This window comes from Cognatishimia maritima, from assembly GCF_900129685.1.
GTDB classification, from domain to species: Bacteria; Pseudomonadota; Alphaproteobacteria; order Rhodobacterales; family Rhodobacteraceae; genus Cognatishimia; species Cognatishimia maritima.
Window position 1 is genome coordinate 411,940 of sequence record NZ_FQWM01000001.1, and the last position, 19,050, is coordinate 430,989.

Genomic DNA, 19,050 nt, shown 5'->3' on the forward strand with positions numbered 1-19,050 from the left:
GCCTTCAACTGCTCCTTCGCGAGATCCAGAAACGCGCGCGCCTTGAACGCCACGCGCCGCCATTCGACATGTCCCAACCGAACAGGCGGTGGTCATGGCACGACTGTGGTATTAATTAGAAACGGCCCCTCTCCATAAGAAAGGGGCCGCTTGTATTTGAAAAAGGCTGGCTGTCGCCCGCTCAGCGCCCTTCGTAGCGCGCAGGACGTTTTTCTAGGAACGCGACAACACCTTCCTGAAAGTCGCGGGTCTTGCCACAAGCGCCCTGCAGCTTTGCCTCATGCGCCAATTGTTGATCCAGATTGTTGGTCCAGGTGGTGCGCATGGCCTCTTTGATACGTGCATAGGCCGCTGTGGGCCCGTTGGCCAAATGCGCGGCGCGGGCTTTCCAATGGTCGGCAAAATCACTGTCTGGCACGTATTCCCAGATCATGCCCCAATCATCCGCCTGTTTGGCGCTGATTTTATCTGCAAAAAGGGCCGCCCCCATTGCCTTGGCCATGCCCATCTGACGCGGCAGCATATAGGTGCCGCCTGCATCGGGCATTAGGCCAATGCGCGCAAAGGCTTGGATGAAAACGGCACTTTCCGTGGCAATGACCACATCAGCCGCCAATGCAAGGTTCGCCCCTGCCCCGGCTGCGGCCCCATTGACCGCAGAGATCACCGGCAACGGACAATCCAAAATCGCGCGGATCATCGGGGTGTATTCGTCGCGCAATGTGCGTTCCAGATCAAGGTTCGCGGCATTGCCGCCATCCCCCAGATCCTGACCCGAACAAAAGGCCGCGCCCGCACCCGTCAGGACAAGCACACGAATGCCCTGCATGTGGCCATGCAGCGCAATGTCGTTCACCGCATGGGTGATCTCTGCCCGCATCTGGGCGTTCAGCGCGTTCATCTTTTCGGGGCGGTTCAGCGTCAGAACGGCCACGCCGTCTGCCACGTTCAACTCAATCGCTTGATAGTCCATCTGGGGCCTCTTGGTTTGCTGATCTCAAGATAGGATCATTCACGGCGCTGTGAAGGCAGACCGCGCGTCAATCTTTCAGGATTTGCTGCAAACGGGCTTTTTCTTCGTCGGTCAGAGCGTCCATCTTGGTTTCAACCCTCCGAGACCGCCTGCGCAGGTACAGCCCCGACAGCCCCAGCCCCATAATCAGCATCGCAGGCCCGGCCCCCCAAAGTATGAGGTTACTACCACCTGACTGCGGTTTTAGCAGTACATACTCGCCGTAGCGGTCGACAATAAACTCGACCACATCGGTGTTGCTGTCCCCGGCCACCAACCGCTCGCGCACCAAAAGCCGCAGGTCCTTGGCGATCCCGGCGTTGCTTTCGTCAATGCTTTCATTGCGGCAGACAAGGCAGCGCAGGTTCTTAGAGATCAACCGCGCACGGGTTTCCAACACCGGGTCGTCCAGAACCTCATCCGGCTGCACTGCCCAAAGTGGCGAGGCAACCAGCATCAGAACAATCAACAGGTACCTCATTCTGCAGGCACCCCCACAGTTTTCCGCGCGCCTGCAGCGACGCGATAGCGTCGGTCGCTCAGGCTTAGGATACCACCCAAGGCCATCATCGCACAGCCAAGCCAGATCCAATTCGCAAGCGGCTTGATATAGGTGCGCACCGTATGGCCGCCATTGGCCTGCGCGTCGCCGATCACCACGTAAACATCGCGGAACAAACGATAATCAATCGCCGCTTCGGTTGTGGGCATCGCGGCCACCGGATAGATGCGTTTCTCTGGCTGCAACAGGGCCACTTGGCGCCCGTTCCGGGTGACTTCAACATCGGCCATGGTCGACAGGAAATTCGGCCCTTCAACATCGCGCACCTGTTTCAGCGTGATCTCATAGGCCCCCACAGGGAACGGCACATCAATCTGCGCCACGCGGATGTCCTCGACCTCCCAAGCCATCAGACCGGCAATGGCAAACATCGTGACCCCCAGCCCGGCATGGGCCGTGGCCTTGCCCCAATCCGCACGCGGCAGGCGCGTCAGCCGCGCAAAGCGCTGTCCAAGACCCCCGCGCCCGGTGCGCGAAAAGACGTCAACAAGCGCCCCAACAACAACCCAAGCGCCCAGCAGCAATCCAATGGGTCCCAAAAGGCTTTTGTCTGTTTGTAGCGCCCAAGCCAACCCTGCCAACGCCAGCGCCAGAACCAAGGCAGGCACAAGTCGTGGCACCACTTTGCCAAGCTTTGCCCGTTTCCAAGGCAACATGGCCCCAATCGGCAAGATCGCTCCCAAAGCGACCATGAAAGGTGTGAAGGCAAGGTTGAAGAAAGGCGGGCCGACGCTGAGGACCCGATCAAAGAACATTTCGGACAGCAGCGGCCAGATCGTGCCGACAAAGACCACCAGACAGGCGACCGCCAGCAAAAGGTTGTTCAGAACCAGCGCGCTTTCACGGCTCACCACGGCAAAGACGCCTTTCGCCTCAAGCGCACCGGCGCGGGCGGCAAACAAGGTCAAAGCCCCGCCCATGAAAATCGCAAGGATCGCGAGGATGAAAATCCCCCGTTCCGGGTCATTCGCAAAAGCATGCACCGAGGTGATAACGCCAGAGCGCACAATAAACGTCCCGATCAGCGAGAACCCAAATGCGAGGATCGCCAGCAAAATCGTCCAGCTTTTTAGGGATTCGCGTTTCTCCACCACGATGGCGGAATGCAGCAAAGCCGCCGCCAAAAGCCACGGCATGAAGGAGGCGTTTTCCACTGGGTCCCAGAACCAGAACCCACCCCAGCCCAACTCGTAATAGGCCCACCAAGACCCAAGGGCGATGCCGATGGTCAGGAAAACCCAAGCCGCCAAAGTCCAAGGCCGCACCCAGCGGCCCCAAGCGGCATCTACCCGCCCCTCGATCAGGGCTGCGACCGCGAAGGAAAAGGCCATCGATAGACCCACGTAGCCCAGATAAAGGAACGGCGGGTGCAAGGCCAAACCGGGATCCTGCAGCAGCGGATTCAACCCACGTCCATCAAAAGGCACGCCATTGATATCCAGCCTGTCAAACGGGTTTGAGGTAAACAGGATAAAGGCAAAAAATGCCACGGCGATGGCGGATTGCACTGCCAAAGCCCGCGCTTTCAAACCCGGCGGCAAGTTGCCGCCAAACCAACTAAGGCAGGCGCCAAACAACGTCAGGATCAAAACCCAAAGCAGCATTGAGCCTTCGTGGTTTCCCCACACACCACTGACCTTATAAAGCATCGGTTTTAAGGTGTGGGAGTTTGCATAGACCAACCGGACCGAGAAATCCGAGGTCACAAACGCATGGGTCAACGCCACAAAGGCAAAGCCCGTCAGCAGGAACTGCGCGGCGGCGGCAGGGTCGGCCACAGCCATCCAGCCCGCCCATCTTTTCTGCGCTCCGATCAAGGGAACGGTGGCCTGAACAACCGCAATCAGCGCGGCAAGGATAAGGGCGAAATGACCAAGCTCATGTAACATGGCCCCTATATAAGCCGGGCCATGCGCGCGGCCAATTCAATTCGGCGTGGTGGGTCAGGCTAAATGTCGCGCTTTAAGTGTCCTGCGACCGACGCCAGTCACGCAGCGCCGCGTTCTCCTCTGCGGATTGCACCGTGTCCAATGATTGAAGTGCCGAGACTGCGCACAAATGCGCGGCCATCGCCTTTTGAAACTCCTGGCCCTTTAGCTGATGGCGTGCGCCAAAATAGAAGCTGACGATCACACCCAAGAGCCACCAAAGTGGTTCGGGCACCAAGGCAACGCCCTGCATGCGCGCGGCAAACCATGGCGGATCGACCATGGCAGAAACAAACAATCCAATGCAGCCCATTGCCATAAAGGGGCGAGGCAGGCGGTTGAGGGCATCCATAAAGCGATCAAATGCCCCGCGCTTGGGCTGGCCAAATTCTGCGCCAAACTGCGACATGGCAGCCGCATGCCGCGTCTCAGCGCGCGCGGCCCCAGCCTCGGCATTTTCACGAAACACTTCGGCGGTTTCGCGCAACACATTCCGCCCGTCGCCAAAGATGAAATCAAAGACCCGCGTGATCACCGCCATGCTGCAACTCGCGAGTCAAACTCTTGATCCGTCAGGTGATAGCGCGGAGACATGAACCCCTCGGCCCGCGTGATCCAGCCACCCTTGCCGCCACGCCGCGTGCGGACAAATTTGCGCAGGTTCGCGCGGGCATCCGCCAAACGAAAGTAGTAATTCCGCCGCGCAATCGCATAGGCATCCGCCAAATGATCCGGGGCCATGGCCGCCGCCGCATCTGCGGCCGCAATGGTCTGCGGACCGATGACGCCGTCGACCAGAACACGTTGGCCCATTTGGTTGAGCAACCGCTGCAATATTTTCACTGCGTTTGAACCGGCATTGACCTGCATATCAAAAACACTGGCATGCAGGACTTGCGGCAGCCGCGCGATGCCGGGGGCCTCAAAGTAGTGCTGCACGAACAGGTCAATCGCCAAGTCCCTGCTGACGCGTCGCACATCCTGCTCATCGACATCGCCGTCTTTGTCCAGGTCCAAGCCCAACCGGCGCAGAGTCGCCAGTGTCACGCCATGTTTCGTCGCCCCGCCCGGATCGTCCGGATCATCCACAAAGCCGCCTTCGCGGGCGACAATCTCTGCTGCGATTTGCCTGACATCTGGCATGCTGCTCTCCCTCGCTGACGGAAGAAAGGCTGCTCAGAAATAGGTAACATTCAGACAATCCAGCGTGCGCTACGCGGGCAACGCTGTCTGAGAAACGAGTTGACACCACGCGCAACAAAAAACGCCCGGACAGCGCCGGGCGTTGATGCAACCGCTTTCAATCAGCCTTTTTTCAGCCTTCTGGGTCCACATAAACACCTTGGTCTTTCAGGGCGTCTATGACCTCTTTCGGCATATAGGTCTCATCGTGTTTCGCTAATATTTCAGTGGCTTGGAATACGCCATTAATGTAGCGCCCCTGCCCGACCATACCTTGATTTTCCTCAAACAGGTCCGGCAATACCCCGGTGAATGCCACCTGAACCGAGGCACCGCCATCTGTCACGCTGAAGGTCACGGTTTCTCCCTGACCACGTCGCAAGGTGCCTTCTTCGACAAGCCCGCCGATGCGGAAGACTTCATTCTCTGCCGGGGGTTCTGCGATCACCTCGGATGGAGAACGAAAGAGGTTGATTCCCCCCCGCATCGCGTAACCGATCAAGGCCGTCGACAGTGCCAGCGCCACCACTGCGACGATGACGATCTGAATACGCCGTTGTTTCTTGAGCCCCTTCATCGCGACCCTTTCACATGTTTACGGGAAACACGGGGCCAACATCAGCCCTGCCGTTTCCTCTTCGCCCAACATCAGGTTGGCGTTCTGCAACGCTTGCCCGCTGGACCCTTTGGTCAGGTTATCAAGCGCCGCAATTACAATCGCGCGGCCTGCGATCCGGTCGCTGGTCACACCGATGTGGCAAAAGTTGCTGCCCCGCACATGCCGCGTGCTGGGCGCTTGGCCAAAGGGCAGCATCTGGATAAACGGTTCATTTTCATAGGTTTTTGACAGCGTGTCGTAAATGACCTGCGCATCCCCCTGCACGTAGACCGTCGCCAAAATCCCGCGATTGGCCGGGATCAGGTGCGGCGTGAACTGCACCTTAACGGGCCGCCCTGCAATCTTGGAAAACTCCTGATCAAACTCGCCCAGATGCCGGTGCGTGCCGCCGATGGCATAGGCATGGTAACCTTCGCTCAGTTCGGCGTGCAGAAGATTTTCTTTCAAAGACCGTCCAGCGCCTGAGACTGCACATTTCAAGTCCAGAATAATCTGGTCAAGGTCGATCACCCCGGCCTCAATCAATGGCCGCAAAGCATATTGGCCGGTCGCCGCGTTGCAGCCGGTGCCCGCCACAAGCCGCGCCGATTTGATTTCTTCCCGGTAAAATTCGGTCAGCCCGTAAACGGCCTCTGCCTGACACTCCAGTGCGTCGTGCTGGCCGCCGTACCACTTGACGTATTCCTCTGGATCACGCAGCCGGAAATCCGCTGACAAATCAACGACTTTCACCGTCTTTGGCAGATCACGGATAACTTTTTGACTGGTCGCATGCGGAAGACCACAGAACACCAGATCGATAGCGTCAAAGTCGATCTGATCTATGGTCACCAAATCCGGCAGGTCCAGATGGCGCAGGTGCGGAAAGACATCGGCCATGGCCATGCCTGCTTTGGAATTGGCGGCCAGCGCCACAATTTCCATCGACGGATGGGTTGCGATCAGCCGCACCAGTTCGGCACCGGTGTAGCCAGACGCCCCAAGAATAGCGATTTTATGGGTCATATCAGACCTTTCATTGCCTTCGGCATAGATAAGATGCCGCGCGGCGGATTGAAGCCGCAAAATGTCACAGTTGGGTTTGGGTTTTACGGATGCCGATGCCCGACATCAAGCCGAGATAAATTCGACCCGTCGTCGCAGGAACTGCGTGGCCCGGTCTGATACCCGCTTGGGATCGCCCGTTGTCAGGAACAGGTTCTCTGTGCCCGGTCCGCGCATGGCCGGATGACGATCCAAATAGTCCTTCAGGCTTTCGGCCACTAGGTTGGCCTGACTATAGACTTTCACGTCAGGCCCCAAGGCGTCTTGGAAGGTTTCTTCCATCAATGGATAATGGGTACAGCCCAGGATGGCCGCCTCGGGATGGGGCATTTTACGTTTCAAAGCCTCGACATGGCTGCGCACCAGCGCTTCGGCCAAAATGGAATCCCCATCTTCGATGGCATCGACTACGCCGCCGCAGGCCTGTGCTTCGACATCGACGCCGATGGCGCGGAAGGCCAATTCGCGCTGAAACGCGCGGCTGGAAACCGTTGCAGGTGTTGCGAACAATGCGACATGTTTCACTGCAACCTCGCGCGGTGGGCTATTGTCGCCCCAGTTGCGTTCGGTCAGCGCCTCGATCAGAGGCACAAAAACGCCCAAAACGCGCTTGTCCTGTGGCAGCCAGCTTTCCTGCATCCGCCGAAGAGCTGCTGCGCTTGCGGTGTTACAGGCCAAAATCACAAGATCGCAGCCCGCTTCCCAAAGGCGTTCAACGGCAAAGGTTGTCTTGGCAAAAATATCGTCCGCGTCGCGCACGCCATAGGGCGCGTGTGCGTTGTCTCCAAAATAGACAATGGGCTGCTCTGGCATCGCCCGATGCACGGCGTCATAAACGGTGAGCCCGCCCAACCCGCTGTCAAATATTCCTACTGCCATCCTCAACCCCTTTCAAACGCCGTCGCTCCGCGGCATCTTGCAAGTCAGCCCCTGTATTTCTCTTCAAATTCAAACCCATAGCCTGTCGCATCAATGGGCTTATTGGACAGAGCATAGGTACGGCTGCGCAGGAAGTCCATGAGACGTTTTCGATCCCCCTTTAGGGCGTCCAACTCTGCCCGAGGAAGAGGCTCTCCCACCACAATCCTGACCGGCGTCCCCACGCGTTTTCTAAACTCGCGGATCAGAAAACCCATGCGCAGGGTGTAGTGCAGATGGCTGGCCATTTGGAACAGCCGCGTCGTTGTGCCGTCAAAAAAGATCGGCACGACGGCTGCCTCAGACTGCGCCACCATACGCGCCGTGAAGCCGCGCCAGATTGGATCAAGCGGAACCCCAAAGGGTCGCGCGGCGGTCGACACCGTGCCGCCAGGGAAAATGCCAATCGCGCCGCCTTGATGCAGGTAGTGCAAAGCCACCTTGCGCGTTTCGATGTTCAGTTTCAGCGCGGCCTTTGAGGTGTCAAAACTGATCGGCAGAATAATGCGGTTCAGGTCATCGGCTTTGCGAAAAACCTGATGCGCCAGAATGCGGAAATCACCGCGCAGATGGCTGAGGATATGCCCCATCGTCAGCCCGTCGAGGATGCCGTAGGGGTGGTTCGCGATCAGCAGCAGTGGGCCTTCGCGCGGGATGTTTGCGAGCGATCCGCCAATGACCTCTAGCGACAAGCCATAACGCTGCATCATGATCTGCCAGAAATCTCCACCGGCTGCGACGTCCTGTTCATATCCTTTGGCGCGGTGGATCAGTCCGGGGCGACCGGTTGTGTTTTCCATCAACCGGATCATCGCGCGCCCGGCGGCTGTTTGCGCCGAATGGGCGTAACTGATGTCGCGCGCAATCGCGCGGGATTGGATGCGCGTGGTCACGGGCGCAAGTCTCCGGTCTTAGGTCCTTAAGCTGCCGCCCCTAAAAAAGAAACAGCCCCAGAAAAATGGGGCTGTTTTCACTCTTTTGCAATTGCTGATCGACCGCACAATGAGGTTTCAGATCACTCCGCCGCCTCAAGCGTTGGCGCAAGTTGGCGCAGTGCTGCCAGCAATTCCTCACGGCGCTTGGCAAATTTGGCCTCATTCGCGGCCTTGACCGGGCCATAGCCGCGGATTTGCAGCGGCAGTTCCGCCAGGGCCACAGCAGCGTCATGCGCAGTTTCACCCTGTTTGGGCAGAATATCCGCCATATCGGCCTCGTACTGAGCAATCAGCGCACGTTCCATCTTGCGCTCTGCTGTATAGCCAAAGACGTCAAGCGGTGTGCCGCGCAGCTTCTTCAGCTTAGACAGCAGCTTGAACCACCGCAGCATGCCTTCGCCGAATTCACGCTTCATCGGGCGACCGCCGGGCCCTTCTTTGGACAACATGGGAGGCGCAAGGTGGAAGTTCATTTTGAAATCACCCGTGAATTGCGCCGCCGCTTTTTCGCGGGTTTCCAGATGCATCCGCGCGACTTCGTATTCGTCCTTATAGGCCAGCAGCTTGAAATAACCCTTTGCGACCGCCTCCTTCAGGCGCACATCAGCGATTGGGTCAACCAGAGCGCGGTATTTCTTGGCCAAGGATTTACCTTGGAATTTCACCAACTGGTCCGCGCGGAAAGCGATTTTGTCCTCGAGCGACTTTGGCAAAGAGACAACGGAGGGTGCCAGCATCTCTTGCGCTTTTTCAGGATAAAGCGCCGCCCAACGGCCCAGTTCAAAGGCGCGCTGGTTTTCTTCCACCTTGGCACCGTTCAGCGTGATCGCGTGGAAAATCGCGTCTTGGCTGACAGGGATCTGGCCCAGCTGCCAAGAGGCCCCAAAGATCATCATGTTGGAGTAGATCGAGTCGCCCATGGTGACCCGCGCCAATTCCGACGCATCAAACAGCAGAAGCCCGTCCTGCAAACGCGCCTGCAGTTGCAAGGACAACCGGTCACCGGGGATTTTGAATTCGGTGTTGCGGGTGAATTCGCCGGTGATGATCTCATGGCTGTTCACAACCGCACCGGTACGGCCCATGGTGGTCAGACCAAGGGTCTTTGCCCCGGCACTCACGACAAGGTCACCACCGATCAGGGCGTCACATTCGCCGGTTGCGACGCGAATGGCGCTGATGTCGTCTGGCGTTTCCGCGATCCGGCAATGGATGTGCACTGCGCCACCCTTTTGGGCAAGGCCAGCCATTTCCATCATGCCGGCGGCTTTGCCGTCGATCTGCGCGGCCTGTGCCAGCACAGCCCCGATAGTCACGATACCGGTACCGCCAACGCCGGTCATCACCACATTGTGGGTGCCGTTGATGGGTTTGATTTCAGGTTCTGGCATGTCTGGCAGGTCCAGGTTGGCAGAGGCTTCTTTGCGGATTTTTGCGCCCGACAGCGTCACAAACGAAGGACAGAAGCCACTGAGGCAGCTAAAATCTTTGTTGCAGCTGGATTGGTCAATCCCGCGCTTGCGGCCCAGTTCGGTTTCGACCGGCACAATCGACACACAGTTGGACTGAACGCCACAATCACCGCAGCCTTCGCAGACATCGGTGTTGATAAACACGCGCTTGTCCGGATCAGGGAAGGCACCGCGCTTGCGGCGGCGGCGCTTTTCATTGGCGCAGGTCTGCACGTAAAGGATCGCCGAGACGCCTTTGATGGTTTTCATCTTGTCCTGCACATCCATGAACTCAGCGCGTTCATGCACCATCAGGCCAGATGGGAAGGCCTTGAGGTCAATATCTTCTTTTTCATCATAAACCAGCGCGATGTTTTTCACGCCCATCGCCTGCAACTCGCGTGCGATCTGTGGCGCGTCAATCCCGCCATCAATCGGTTGGCCGCCAGTCATGGCGACCGCATCGTTGTATAGGATTTTGTAGGTGATATTCGTGCCCGCCGTCAGCGCCGCACGGATGGCGAGGGAGCCGGAGTGGGTGTAGGTGCCGTCGCCAAGGTTCTGGAAAATATGCTCGCGCTTTGAAAACGGCGCTTCGCCGACCCAGTTCACGCCTTCGCCGCCCATCTGGGTGAAGCCGACAGAATTGCGATCCATCCACTGAACCATATAGTGGCAGCCAATGCCCGCCCCGCCCCGGCTGCCATCCGGCACGCGGGTCGAGGTGTTGTGCGGACAGCCCGAGCAATAATGCGGCACGCGGTTTGCAAGATCTTCGGCATTGTCGGCTTTTTTGGCCTCCATCAGCGCAGACAGCCCTGCCTTGATGCCATCGGTGCCACGCCCCTCTTCGATCAGGATATCGCCGATCTTTTCGGCAATCATGATCGGGTCAAGCGCGCCGCGGGTTGGGAACAATTCGTCACGGTGCATGCTGCCTGCGCCGCCTTTGTACCAGCCATAGACCCGACGCCCCTGACGATCATCAAAGATCGCTTCTTTCACCTGAACTTCGATCAGCTTGCGCTTTTCTTCGACGATCACGATCAGATCAAGGTCTTCGGCCCAATCGTGGAAACCCTGCATGTCCAGTGGGAAGGTCTGACCGATCTTATAGGTGGTGATGCCCAGGCGCTCTGCCTCTGCCTCATCGATGTTCAGAAGGTCCAGCGCATGCGTCAGGTCCAGCCAGTTCTTGCCCGCCGCAGCAAATCCAATCTTAGCCCCCGGCTTGCCCCACATGCGTTTGTCCATCTTGTTCACATGAGAAAATGCCTCTGCCGCGTAGCGTTTGAAATCAATCATCCGCACTTCTTGATCATGGGGCGTATCTGGGGTGCGGATGTTCAATCCACCCGGAGGCATTTGGAATTCTGGCGTCATCAGCTTGACGCGATCCACGCGACCATCAATGACAGAGGTCGCCTCGATCGTGTCTTTCATGGTTTTCAAGCCGACCCAGACCCCTGCAAACCGCGACAGTGCCAGACCGTAAAGGCCATAGTCGATCACCTCTTGCACGCCTGCTGGGGAAACCACAGGCATATAGGCATCGACGAGCGCCCATTCGGATTGGTGTAACACGGTGGAGCTTTCGCCGGTGTGGTCATCACCAAGCGCCATCAGGACGCCGCCGTGTTTTGACGTGCCTGCCATATTGGCATGGCGCATCACGTCGCCGGTGCGGTCCACACCCGGCCCTTTGCCGTACCAAAGACCAAAGACGCCATCGTATTTGCCTTCGCCCCGCATCTCTGCCTGTTGCGTGCCCCAAAGGGCCGTCGCGGCGAGGTCTTCGTTCAGGCCAGAGTGGAAGGTGATATTTGCAGGCTCAAGGTGCTTTTTGGCGCGGGTCATCACGCTGTCGACCGCGCCCATCGGAGAGCCGCGATAGCCTGATACGTAGCCAGCGGTGTTCAGCCCGGCGCCCTCATCGCGCGCTTTCTGCGTCAACATGAGGCGCACAAGCGCCTGCGTTCCGTTCAACAAAACTTGGTCTTTGGACAGATCAAACTTGTCGCTTAGCGAGACTTTCTGAATGCTCATCTTGCCTCTCCCCTCCTTGCGCGATGATACCATAGATTGCGGTCCATTTTAGGTCACAATTATTGACCTACCCAAGGGAAAATTGATACACCTCAAAAGAAACCTCGCGTCACATATTTTGTTTTTTCCCAAATTCTATTATGGGTTGGCAGAATTCTCGAAAGTTGCGGAAATGGACTGGGACAAGCTAAGAATATTTCACGCGGTTGCAGACGCTGGCAGCCTCACACATGCGGGAGATACCCTGCATTTGTCCCAATCCGCCGTTTCCCGGCAGGTGCGCGCGCTGGAAGAGAGCCTGAACACAACTTTGTTTCACCGCCACGCACGCGGGCTGATTCTCACCGAACAGGGTGAATTGCTGTTTGAAGCCACACGGTCCATGTCCAAACGGTTGGACGCCGCCGCCGCGCGCATTCGCGACAGTGAAGAAGAAGTCTTTGGTGAACTCCGTGTGACCACCACGCTGGGGTTCGGGACGCTGTGGCTGGCCCCGCGTTTGAACAAGCTCTATGCCCAGCACCCTGACCTGAACATCGACCTGATGCTTGAGGAAAAGGTGCTTGATCTACCGATGCGGGAAGCCGATGCCGCCATTCGCATGAAAGAGCCGAGCCAGGCGGATTTGATCCGCAAGCGGCTGATGAGCGTGCGCATTCGCCTGTTTGCGACACCGGCCTACATCGAACAGCACGGCACACCCGAAAGCATGGAAGACCTGTCCGATCACCGGCTGATCTATCAGCGCACCGAATCAATTCAGGTTGGGGCGAGTTCTTCGCTGACCAGCGAGTTGCTGACCTATGACATCCCTTCACGGCTGACGGTGAACAACTACTTTGGCGTTTTGCAAACGGTGCTGAATGACCTTGGGATTGGCGTACTGCCGGACTATGTGGTCGAAGAATACCCACATTTGGTGCGAATCCTGCCGGATGTCGAAAGCGACGAAGTGCCCGTCTATCTGGCCTACCCGGAAGAATTGCGTCACTCCAAACGCATTCAAGCGTTCAGGGATTTTGTGCAGGACGAAATCGTCGACTACCGCAAACATCTACGTGAGCTTTCCACCTAGCTGCGCTAACTAGCTCCCGTTTCTTAGGTCTTTAGGAACTGAAGTGCTGATCGACAGATTGTCAAATTGGGCGTCAACCCCGCCGCCTGACGGCGTCTGCACCATCAAACCCAACTGAATGCCCTTCTCCACCGGAAGATGTGCGTACCGCACGAGGCGCCATAAACCATCGGCGATCTGGATATGCCATGAAACCGTTTGGCCGGCTTTTGTGACACGCAGCTGTGCGGGCAACGGAAGATCGGGACCATTACAATCGTCGGAATAGGCTGTTGTAATCACAGATACAGCCATCACCTCGCCTGTTGGTGCGCGCTCTGCCAGAAACTTGGCAGTCCAGTCTTTTCCGCACCTAAGAAAGAACCCCGCCGCATCAAAGGTATGGGCAATCAAGCCAGCCACGCGGCAGGAAACTGAAAAGTCCCCGTCTGGCAGCGCAAAATACACAACCGGCACGGCCATCAGATTGTCGCTACCGCCTGGATCGACGAAATGGTTGCTCTGGGCATTCGTGGACATTTGAAGAACGCCATTCTCCCAGGACCAATCCATCAAGTGGTCATGTTCGACTGCAATTACTTTCATCAGATGCCCCCTTTACCAAATGGCCCACGTCCTGCCCATGAAGGTCACCATAAATTTGCGGGCCTGTCTCCGCGAAAGGTCATGTTTTCTGCGCGGATGCCGACAGCCATGCACCCCGTGCATAGCAGCTTTGACACGAGAATTCTTGAAAGATTCATTTCCGCCTACTATTTCAGCCCTCGAAGACGGTGATCGCTTAGTAGAGCATCATCTTCATACCTCCCTGTTGGACTAAGGCCGAGCTTATTTGCTCGGCCCTTTTTTTCGCGGCACAGGTTTTTTGCATCGCCGACATGTTGAGTCCTGCCATTTTCTGTCATGGTCACACCATATGCATGCCCCGTCAGCGCAGGGTCGCTGGCAGATAGAGAGTGACCTGAATGCCCCAAGCCCAATCCCTGTCGTGCGCCTGTGGTGCGACCCAATGGACAATCCACGATGACCGTAAAGGTCGCCATTTGAAATGCTACTGCGCAGATTGCCAGACCTTCCAGACCCACTTGGGCCACGCAGACCGACATTTAGAAAACAGTGGTGTGCGCATCTTTCAAACCGTGCCGTCAAATATCAGCTTCACCAAAGGGTCCGAGAACTTGGCGCTTTTGCGTCTTAGCCCAAAGGGCACATTTCGCTGGTACCTTTCGTGCTGCAACACGCCGTTTTCAACCTCCTTCCCAAGCCCGGCGGTGCCCTTTTGCGGGCTGGTGCTGCCCAAAGACCTAAATGCCTTTGGCCCTGTGCGCGGCCATGCCTTTACCGAAACCACAAACGGGCGCGTCAAACAGAGTGGAATGTTAGCGACGATTGCCTCTTTCATGGCCCGAGCGCTGCTCTCGCGCATAAAAGGTGAGGACCGTCATAGGCCGTTTTTTGATGCCGACGGCGCACCGGTTGTTGAGCCACATGTTCTGACCTTGGAAGAACGCAACGCTGCACGGCCCTGAGGCGCTGAAGCGAAAACTCATCGTCAGAAACGACATGGCGCATCAGCCCCCTTCCCCTTTGGTCATCCTTGTCGTAAAGAGCGCGCGACACACTCCCGCAGGGCACCACAGGGGATGCAAATGCAAGATCCGATCATCACTGAAGACGTCATCGCGAGCCACGGGTTCACCCCCGAAGAATACGCGGAGGTCATCAATATTCTGGGCCGCGACCCAACTTTCACCGAGATGGGCATCTTCTCTGCAATGTGGAACGAACATTGTTCCTATAAGTCCTCAAAAAAATGGCTACGCACCCTGCCAACCGATGGCCCACAGGTGATCTGTGGTCCGGGCGAAAACGCGGGCATCATCGATATTGGTGACGGCGACGCGGTTGTTTTCAAAATGGAAAGCCACAACCACCCGTCTTACATCGAGCCCTATCAAGGTGCGGCGACTGGTGTGGGCGGCATCCTGCGCGACGTTTTCACCATGGGCGCACGTCCAATTGCGGCGATGAACTCTCTCAGCTTCGGCGAAACCTCCCACCCAAAGACCCGTCAGCTGGTCAATGGCGTGGTCGAAGGCATTGGAGGCTATGGCAACTGTTTTGGTGTGCCAACCGTGGGCGGCGAAGTGCGCTTTCACCCGGCCTATAATGGCAACTGCCTTGTGAACGCCTTCGCGGCAGGTCTGGCGAAAACAGATGGCATCTTCTACTCGGCGGCGTCCGGCGTTGGCATGCCGGTTGTGTACCTTGGTGCCAAAACTGGCCGTGACGGTGTTGGTGGCGCAACCATGGCGTCAGCTGAATTTGACGACACCATCGAAGAAAAACGCCCAACCGTTCAGGTCGGCGACCCGTTCACCGAAAAACGCCTAATGGAAGCCACGCTGGAGCTGATGCAGACCGGCGCTGTGATCTCGATCCAAGACATGGGTGCGGCTGGTCTGACCTGTTCCGCCGTTGAGATGGGCGATAAAGGTGGTCTGGGCGTGAAGCTCAACCTCGAAGACGTGCCCCAGCGCGAAGCAGATATGACAGCCTATGAAATGATGCTGTCGGAATCTCAGGAACGCATGCTGATGGTTCTGAAACCGGAACTGGAAGCTGAAGCGCGCGCCGTCTTTGATAAATGGGATCTGGATTTTGCCATCGTCGGCGAAACCATTGCCGAAGACCGCTTCTTGATCATGCACAATGGCGAGGTCAAAGCAGACCTGCCGCTGTCCAAGCTGTCTTCCACCGCGCCTGAATACGACCGTCCATGGGTGGAAACACCTGCTGCGGAACCTCTGGGCGATGTGCCGCAGGTCGATCCAATCGACGGTCTGAAAGCACTGATTTCTTCGCCAAACTACGCGGGCAAGCAGTGGGTCTATGACCAATACGACTCCATGGTCATGGCAGACACCGCGCGCGGACCGGGCAAAGGCTCTGGTCTCTTGCGTGTGCATGGCACTGACAAGAAGCTGGCATTCACCTCTGATGTGACGCCGCGCTATGTGAAGGCGAACCCGTTTGAAGGCGGCAAACAGGCCGTTGCCGAGGCCTACCGGAACCTGACCGCCGTGGGTGCCTTGCCCTTGGCGACCACCGACAACCTGAACTTCGGCAACCCGGAAAAGCCCGAAATCATGGGCCAATTCGTGGGTGCCATCAAAGGTATCGGCGAAGCGGTTGCGGCGTTGGACATGCCAATCGTGTCTGGCAATGTCAGCCTCTACAATGAAACCGACGGCAAAGGCATCCTGCCGACACCAACTATCGGTGCCGTTGGTCTGGTCGCGGCGGGTGAAGAACCAATCGACGGTGAAGTCCGCGAAGGTCATGTTGCGCTTTTGATTGGCGCAACCGGCGCGCATCTTGGGCAATCCGCGCTTCTGGCAGAAGTCTTCAATCGCGAAGAAGGTGATGCGCCTGCGGTTGATCTGGCTGAGGAAAAGAAAAACGGCGAATTCATTCGCGCGAACCGCGACCTGATCAAGGTTTGCACCGATCTGGCCGATGGTGGTCTGGCGCTGGCAGCATTTGAACTGGCAGAAGCGGCGGGCGTGGGTGTGCATCTGGACAGCGACGCAACGCCAGAGCTCTTTGGGGAAGACCAAGCGCGCTATCTGGTGGCTTGCAACTTTGACCAAGCCGAGGCGCTGGTGACCCGCGCAGGCGCGGCGGGCGTGACAATCCATTCGGTGGGCAAGTTCACCGGCGACAGCGTCAAATTTGGGTCATCCGAAGCACCACTGGCCGAACTGGCCGAAATCTTCCGCGGCAGTTTCGCCGCAGCGGTGGCCTGACGATGTCGGGAGAGGCCATTCCTTTCCCGGACCTTAACGCTGATTGCACCAAATGTGCCGCGCTTTGTTGCGCGGCATACCCATTTGACGCCGACGAATACTTCGCGATCAGCAAGCCGGTCGACACCCCCTGCCCCAATCTGTCAGACTCTTGCTTTGATTGCACAATTCACGCCGATCTCAAAAAGCGCGGCTTTGGTGGATGTATCACCTACTCCTGCGCCGGTGCGGGGCAGCGCGTGACGCAAGAGCTGTTTGATGGTGAAACCTGGCGGGATGACCCCGACCTATTGACCCACATGACCTATGCGCTGCGTGTCTTGCGGCCGATCCACGAAGCATTGTTGCTGCTGCAAGAGGCCGAGCGCCTGCCCATACCCAATTCTGCAAAGACACAGACCCGCGCCTTGATGGCGGCGCTCTGTCCTGATGCGCCCACATCCGTGCACGATTTCGAAGAACCCGAGGTGCAAGAAGCGCTGGCCGAAGTGCCCGCCTACCTGCAATCCTTGGCGCCTTTCGTCTAATCGCGCTTGCAGCCCCTTGGGGCGCACCCTAAGTTAAGCGCAAAGACTAATGAGGAACATTCATGGCCATTCAAGCCTCTGACATCGAAGCCCTGATCCGCGCGGGTTTCCCAGACGCCAAAATCACCGTTATGGGCGATGACGGGCAGCATTTCGCGGCAGAAGTTGTGGACGCAAGCTTTAAGGGCATGTCCCGCGTTGCCCAACAGCGCGCCGTGAATGCCACCGTCAAATCCGCCATCGACAGCGGACAACTACATGCCTTGGCGCTGACCACCAAGGCCCCCGACTAAAGGATCTAGAAATGACCGACGCGAAAACCCGCATCGACGAAACCGTGAAATCAAATGACGTCGTGCTTTACATGAAGGGCACGAAAGAGATGCCGCAATGTGGCTTTTCCAGCCGCGTCGCGGGCGTGCTGAACTATATGGGTGTGGATTTCACCGATGTGAACGTTCTGGCCGACGAAGAGATCCGCCAGGGCATCAAAGAGTATTCTGATTGGCCGACCATCCCTCAGCTTTATGTCAAAGGTGAGTTTGTGGGTGGCTGCGATATCATCTCTGAGATGACACTGTCCGGAGAGATTGACACGCTGTTTGATGAAAACGGTGTTGGTTACAGCAAAGAGATGGCCGACAAAATCCGCGCGGCAAACGCGTAAATATAAAGCCGGGCTGAAGCCCGGCCTACAATCGCCATCATGCGTAAGCCGGGCTGCAGCCCGGCTTATTTATGTGTGATGGCCTTAGCGAGCCGCCTTTTCTTCTATCTCGCTGGCCAATGATTCTGCCCGCGCCGTCATTTCTGCAAGGCTTTCGGTCAAGCGCGCCGGCACCACGGGCACTTCGATACGTTCGGGCATCGGCAATGGCGTGTTCTTCAGGCTTTCGATTTCCTCGGCCTGCTCGGCAATCTTGGCTTCCAATTCGCGCATTTTGTCATCCATGCCCGCCGACTTATCAGCCAACATCAGCCCGGCCATCAACAGCATTCGCGCCTCTGGAATCCGGCCGATCTGACTGGTCAGCACGCGCGCTTCGTCATCGAGCATCTTGGCGGCGGATTGCAGGAAATGCTGCTCGCCTTCTTGGCAGGCCACTTCGAATGTGCGGCCACCGATGGTGATATCAACCTCTGGCATTACTGCACCTCCTCGTCTTCGTGTTCTGTCTGGCTATCCTTTTCGGGATCACCCAGCAAAGGCTGCAGAGTTTTCAGGATCACATCGGTTTCAGCACGTTCAAGTTCGTGTTCAGCCTGCAGGGCTTCAAGTTCGGCCGCCAGCGATTGGTTGATGGCCTCTGGGTCGGATAGTTTTGCCGTTGCCGCCTGACGCATCGCGGCCGCGCTGCTGCGCATCAGTTTGGTGGTCCGGCGCATGCGCACAAGGCGGCTGTTTAGGCCTTCCCACGCGTCACGCTCTGCCGCATGGGCGGCACGCAGGGTTTCCAATTCCTCGGCATGGGCCTTTTTCAGGGCCTCAACCTCTGCCTTATCCGCTGCGCTGTTGTTTGCGGCAGCGGCACCGGACAGGGTTTGAATTTGGTCTTCCAGCAAGGCCCGCGCGCTGCGCTCCGCCTCTAGCTCCGACTCCAATTCCTCTACCCGGTCGGCCAGCGCCTCATCCGTTTCCGCACCTTGGTCGCCCGCAACAACGGCATCCATCCCACGTGCAATCCGGTCCAGCGCGGCTGACAATCTGTTTTCTAGATCTGCAATCTCACTCATCACCACCGTCCTTTCAGTCCCCCATGGCGCAATCCCTAGCCCCGAATCGCGTATTGGGCTGCTTTTCAGCAAGTTTACCCAATGGGTTCGGAAATTGCGCCCCCTTTCATTTCAAAGACTTGCAGCCTGCGCTTAATCCTGCCAGCAACCCGTGTCTTGATCTTGTCAGACAGCCTGCTATTGAGCGTCTGACCCAACGAATGAACAA

At 57.5% G+C, this 19,050-nt stretch carries 19 protein-coding genes; 6 read left to right on the forward strand and 13 right to left on the reverse strand.

The features are described from left to right. Positions 1 to 181: 181 nt before the first annotated feature. The 10 genes from BUA39_RS02120 to BUA39_RS02165 form a co-directional block, all read right to left on the reverse strand. Positions 182 to 973 carry an enoyl-CoA hydratase-related protein gene (locus tag BUA39_RS02120; protein WP_072790280.1) on the reverse strand — a complete coding sequence of 264 codons (792 nt, stop codon included), beginning with the start codon at positions 971 to 973 and terminating at the stop codon, positions 182 to 184. Positions 974 to 1,040: 67 nt separating this feature from the next. After that, a complete protein-coding gene (locus BUA39_RS02125) occupies positions 1,041 to 1,493 on the reverse strand; it encodes a cytochrome c-type biogenesis protein (protein ID WP_072790283.1) in 453 nt (150 codons plus the stop codon). Further along, positions 1,490 to 3,463: a heme lyase CcmF/NrfE family subunit gene (locus BUA39_RS02130; protein ID WP_072790285.1), complete on the reverse strand. Its 1,974-nt coding sequence runs from the start codon at positions 3,461 to 3,463 to the stop codon at positions 1,490 to 1,492. Before BUA39_RS02130 ends, BUA39_RS02125 begins: the two co-directional genes overlap by 4 nt. Positions 3,464 to 3,536: 73 nt before the next feature. Continuing rightward, a complete protein-coding gene (locus BUA39_RS02135; protein ID WP_072790287.1) occupies positions 3,537 to 4,043 on the reverse strand; it encodes a holin family protein in 507 nt (168 codons plus the stop codon). After that, positions 4,034 to 4,645, reverse strand: coding sequence for a holin-associated N-acetylmuramidase (locus BUA39_RS02140; protein WP_072790289.1), 612 nt, complete (start codon positions 4,643 to 4,645; stop codon positions 4,034 to 4,036). The genes BUA39_RS02135 and BUA39_RS02140 overlap by 10 nt, the downstream gene beginning before the upstream one ends. 172 nt (positions 4,646 to 4,817) lie before the next feature. Further along, positions 4,818 to 5,261, reverse strand: coding sequence for a cytochrome c maturation protein CcmE (gene ccmE, locus BUA39_RS02145; protein WP_072790291.1), 444 nt, complete (start codon positions 5,259 to 5,261; stop codon positions 4,818 to 4,820). An 18-nt stretch (positions 5,262 to 5,279) separates the two neighbouring features. Then, entirely contained in the window at positions 5,280 to 6,308 is a 1,029-nt protein-coding gene (argC, locus tag BUA39_RS02150; RefSeq protein ID WP_072791662.1) for an N-acetyl-gamma-glutamyl-phosphate reductase, read from the reverse strand. 105 nt (positions 6,309 to 6,413) lie between these two features. After that, positions 6,414 to 7,226: a glutamate racemase gene (murI, locus tag BUA39_RS02155; protein WP_072790294.1), complete on the reverse strand. Its 813-nt coding sequence runs from the start codon at positions 7,224 to 7,226 to the stop codon at positions 6,414 to 6,416. A gap of 44 nt (positions 7,227 to 7,270) precedes the next feature. Beyond that, positions 7,271 to 8,158, reverse strand: coding sequence for a lysophospholipid acyltransferase family protein (locus BUA39_RS02160; RefSeq protein WP_072790297.1), 888 nt, complete (start codon positions 8,156 to 8,158; stop codon positions 7,271 to 7,273). A 122-nt stretch (positions 8,159 to 8,280) separates the two neighbouring features. Then, positions 8,281 to 11,697, reverse strand: coding sequence for an indolepyruvate ferredoxin oxidoreductase family protein (locus BUA39_RS02165; protein ID WP_072790301.1), 3,417 nt, complete (start codon positions 11,695 to 11,697; stop codon positions 8,281 to 8,283). Positions 11,698 to 11,869: 172 nt separating this feature from the next. Here BUA39_RS02165 and BUA39_RS02170 point away from each other — a divergent pair, with 172 nt between their 5' ends. After that, entirely contained in the window at positions 11,870 to 12,772 is a 903-nt protein-coding gene (locus tag BUA39_RS02170) for a LysR family transcriptional regulator (RefSeq protein ID WP_072791663.1), read from the forward strand. A gap of 9 nt (positions 12,773 to 12,781) precedes the next feature. Here the strand turns inward: BUA39_RS02170 and BUA39_RS02175 are convergent, their stop codons facing one another. Beyond that, the gene (locus BUA39_RS02175) at positions 12,782 to 13,357 is read right to left on the reverse strand and encodes a DUF1349 domain-containing protein (protein ID WP_072790303.1); all 576 of its coding nucleotides are present in this window, start codon (positions 13,355 to 13,357) and stop codon (positions 12,782 to 12,784) included. Between the two features lie 380 nt (positions 13,358 to 13,737). Between BUA39_RS02175 and BUA39_RS02180 the strand changes: the two genes are divergently transcribed. The 5 genes from BUA39_RS02180 (at position 13,738) to grxD (ending at position 17,775) form a co-directional block, all read left to right on the forward strand. Then, the gene (locus BUA39_RS02180) at positions 13,738 to 14,301 is read left to right on the forward strand and encodes a DUF6151 family protein (protein WP_072790306.1); all 564 of its coding nucleotides are present in this window, start codon (positions 13,738 to 13,740) and stop codon (positions 14,299 to 14,301) included. Positions 14,302 to 14,421: 120 nt separating this feature from the next. Then, positions 14,422 to 16,581, forward strand: coding sequence for a phosphoribosylformylglycinamidine synthase subunit PurL (gene purL, locus BUA39_RS02185; protein ID WP_072791665.1), 2,160 nt, complete (start codon positions 14,422 to 14,424; stop codon positions 16,579 to 16,581). A 2-nt stretch (positions 16,582 to 16,583) separates the two neighbouring features. Further along, a complete protein-coding gene (locus BUA39_RS02190) occupies positions 16,584 to 17,108 on the forward strand; it encodes a hypothetical protein (protein WP_072790310.1) in 525 nt (174 codons plus the stop codon). A 62-nt stretch (positions 17,109 to 17,170) separates the two neighbouring features. Beyond that, positions 17,171 to 17,401: a BolA/IbaG family iron-sulfur metabolism protein gene (locus tag BUA39_RS02195; protein ID WP_072790313.1), complete on the forward strand. Its 231-nt coding sequence runs from the start codon at positions 17,171 to 17,173 to the stop codon at positions 17,399 to 17,401. Between the two features lie 11 nt (positions 17,402 to 17,412). Then, positions 17,413 to 17,775, forward strand: a complete 363-nt coding sequence (grxD, locus tag BUA39_RS02200) for a Grx4 family monothiol glutaredoxin (protein ID WP_072790316.1) — start codon at positions 17,413 to 17,415, stop codon at positions 17,773 to 17,775. Positions 17,776 to 17,859: 84 nt separating this feature from the next. Here grxD and BUA39_RS02205 read toward each other — a convergent pair whose 3' ends face one another. Both BUA39_RS02205 and BUA39_RS02210 read right to left on the reverse strand, forming a co-directional pair. Further along, entirely contained in the window at positions 17,860 to 18,255 is a 396-nt protein-coding gene (locus BUA39_RS02205; RefSeq protein WP_072790319.1) for a cell division protein ZapA, read from the reverse strand. Further along, positions 18,255 to 18,842, reverse strand: a complete 588-nt coding sequence (locus BUA39_RS02210) for a hypothetical protein (RefSeq protein WP_072790321.1) — start codon at positions 18,840 to 18,842, stop codon at positions 18,255 to 18,257. Before BUA39_RS02210 ends, BUA39_RS02205 begins: the two co-directional genes overlap by 1 nt. Between the last annotated feature and the right edge of the window lie 208 nt (positions 18,843 to 19,050).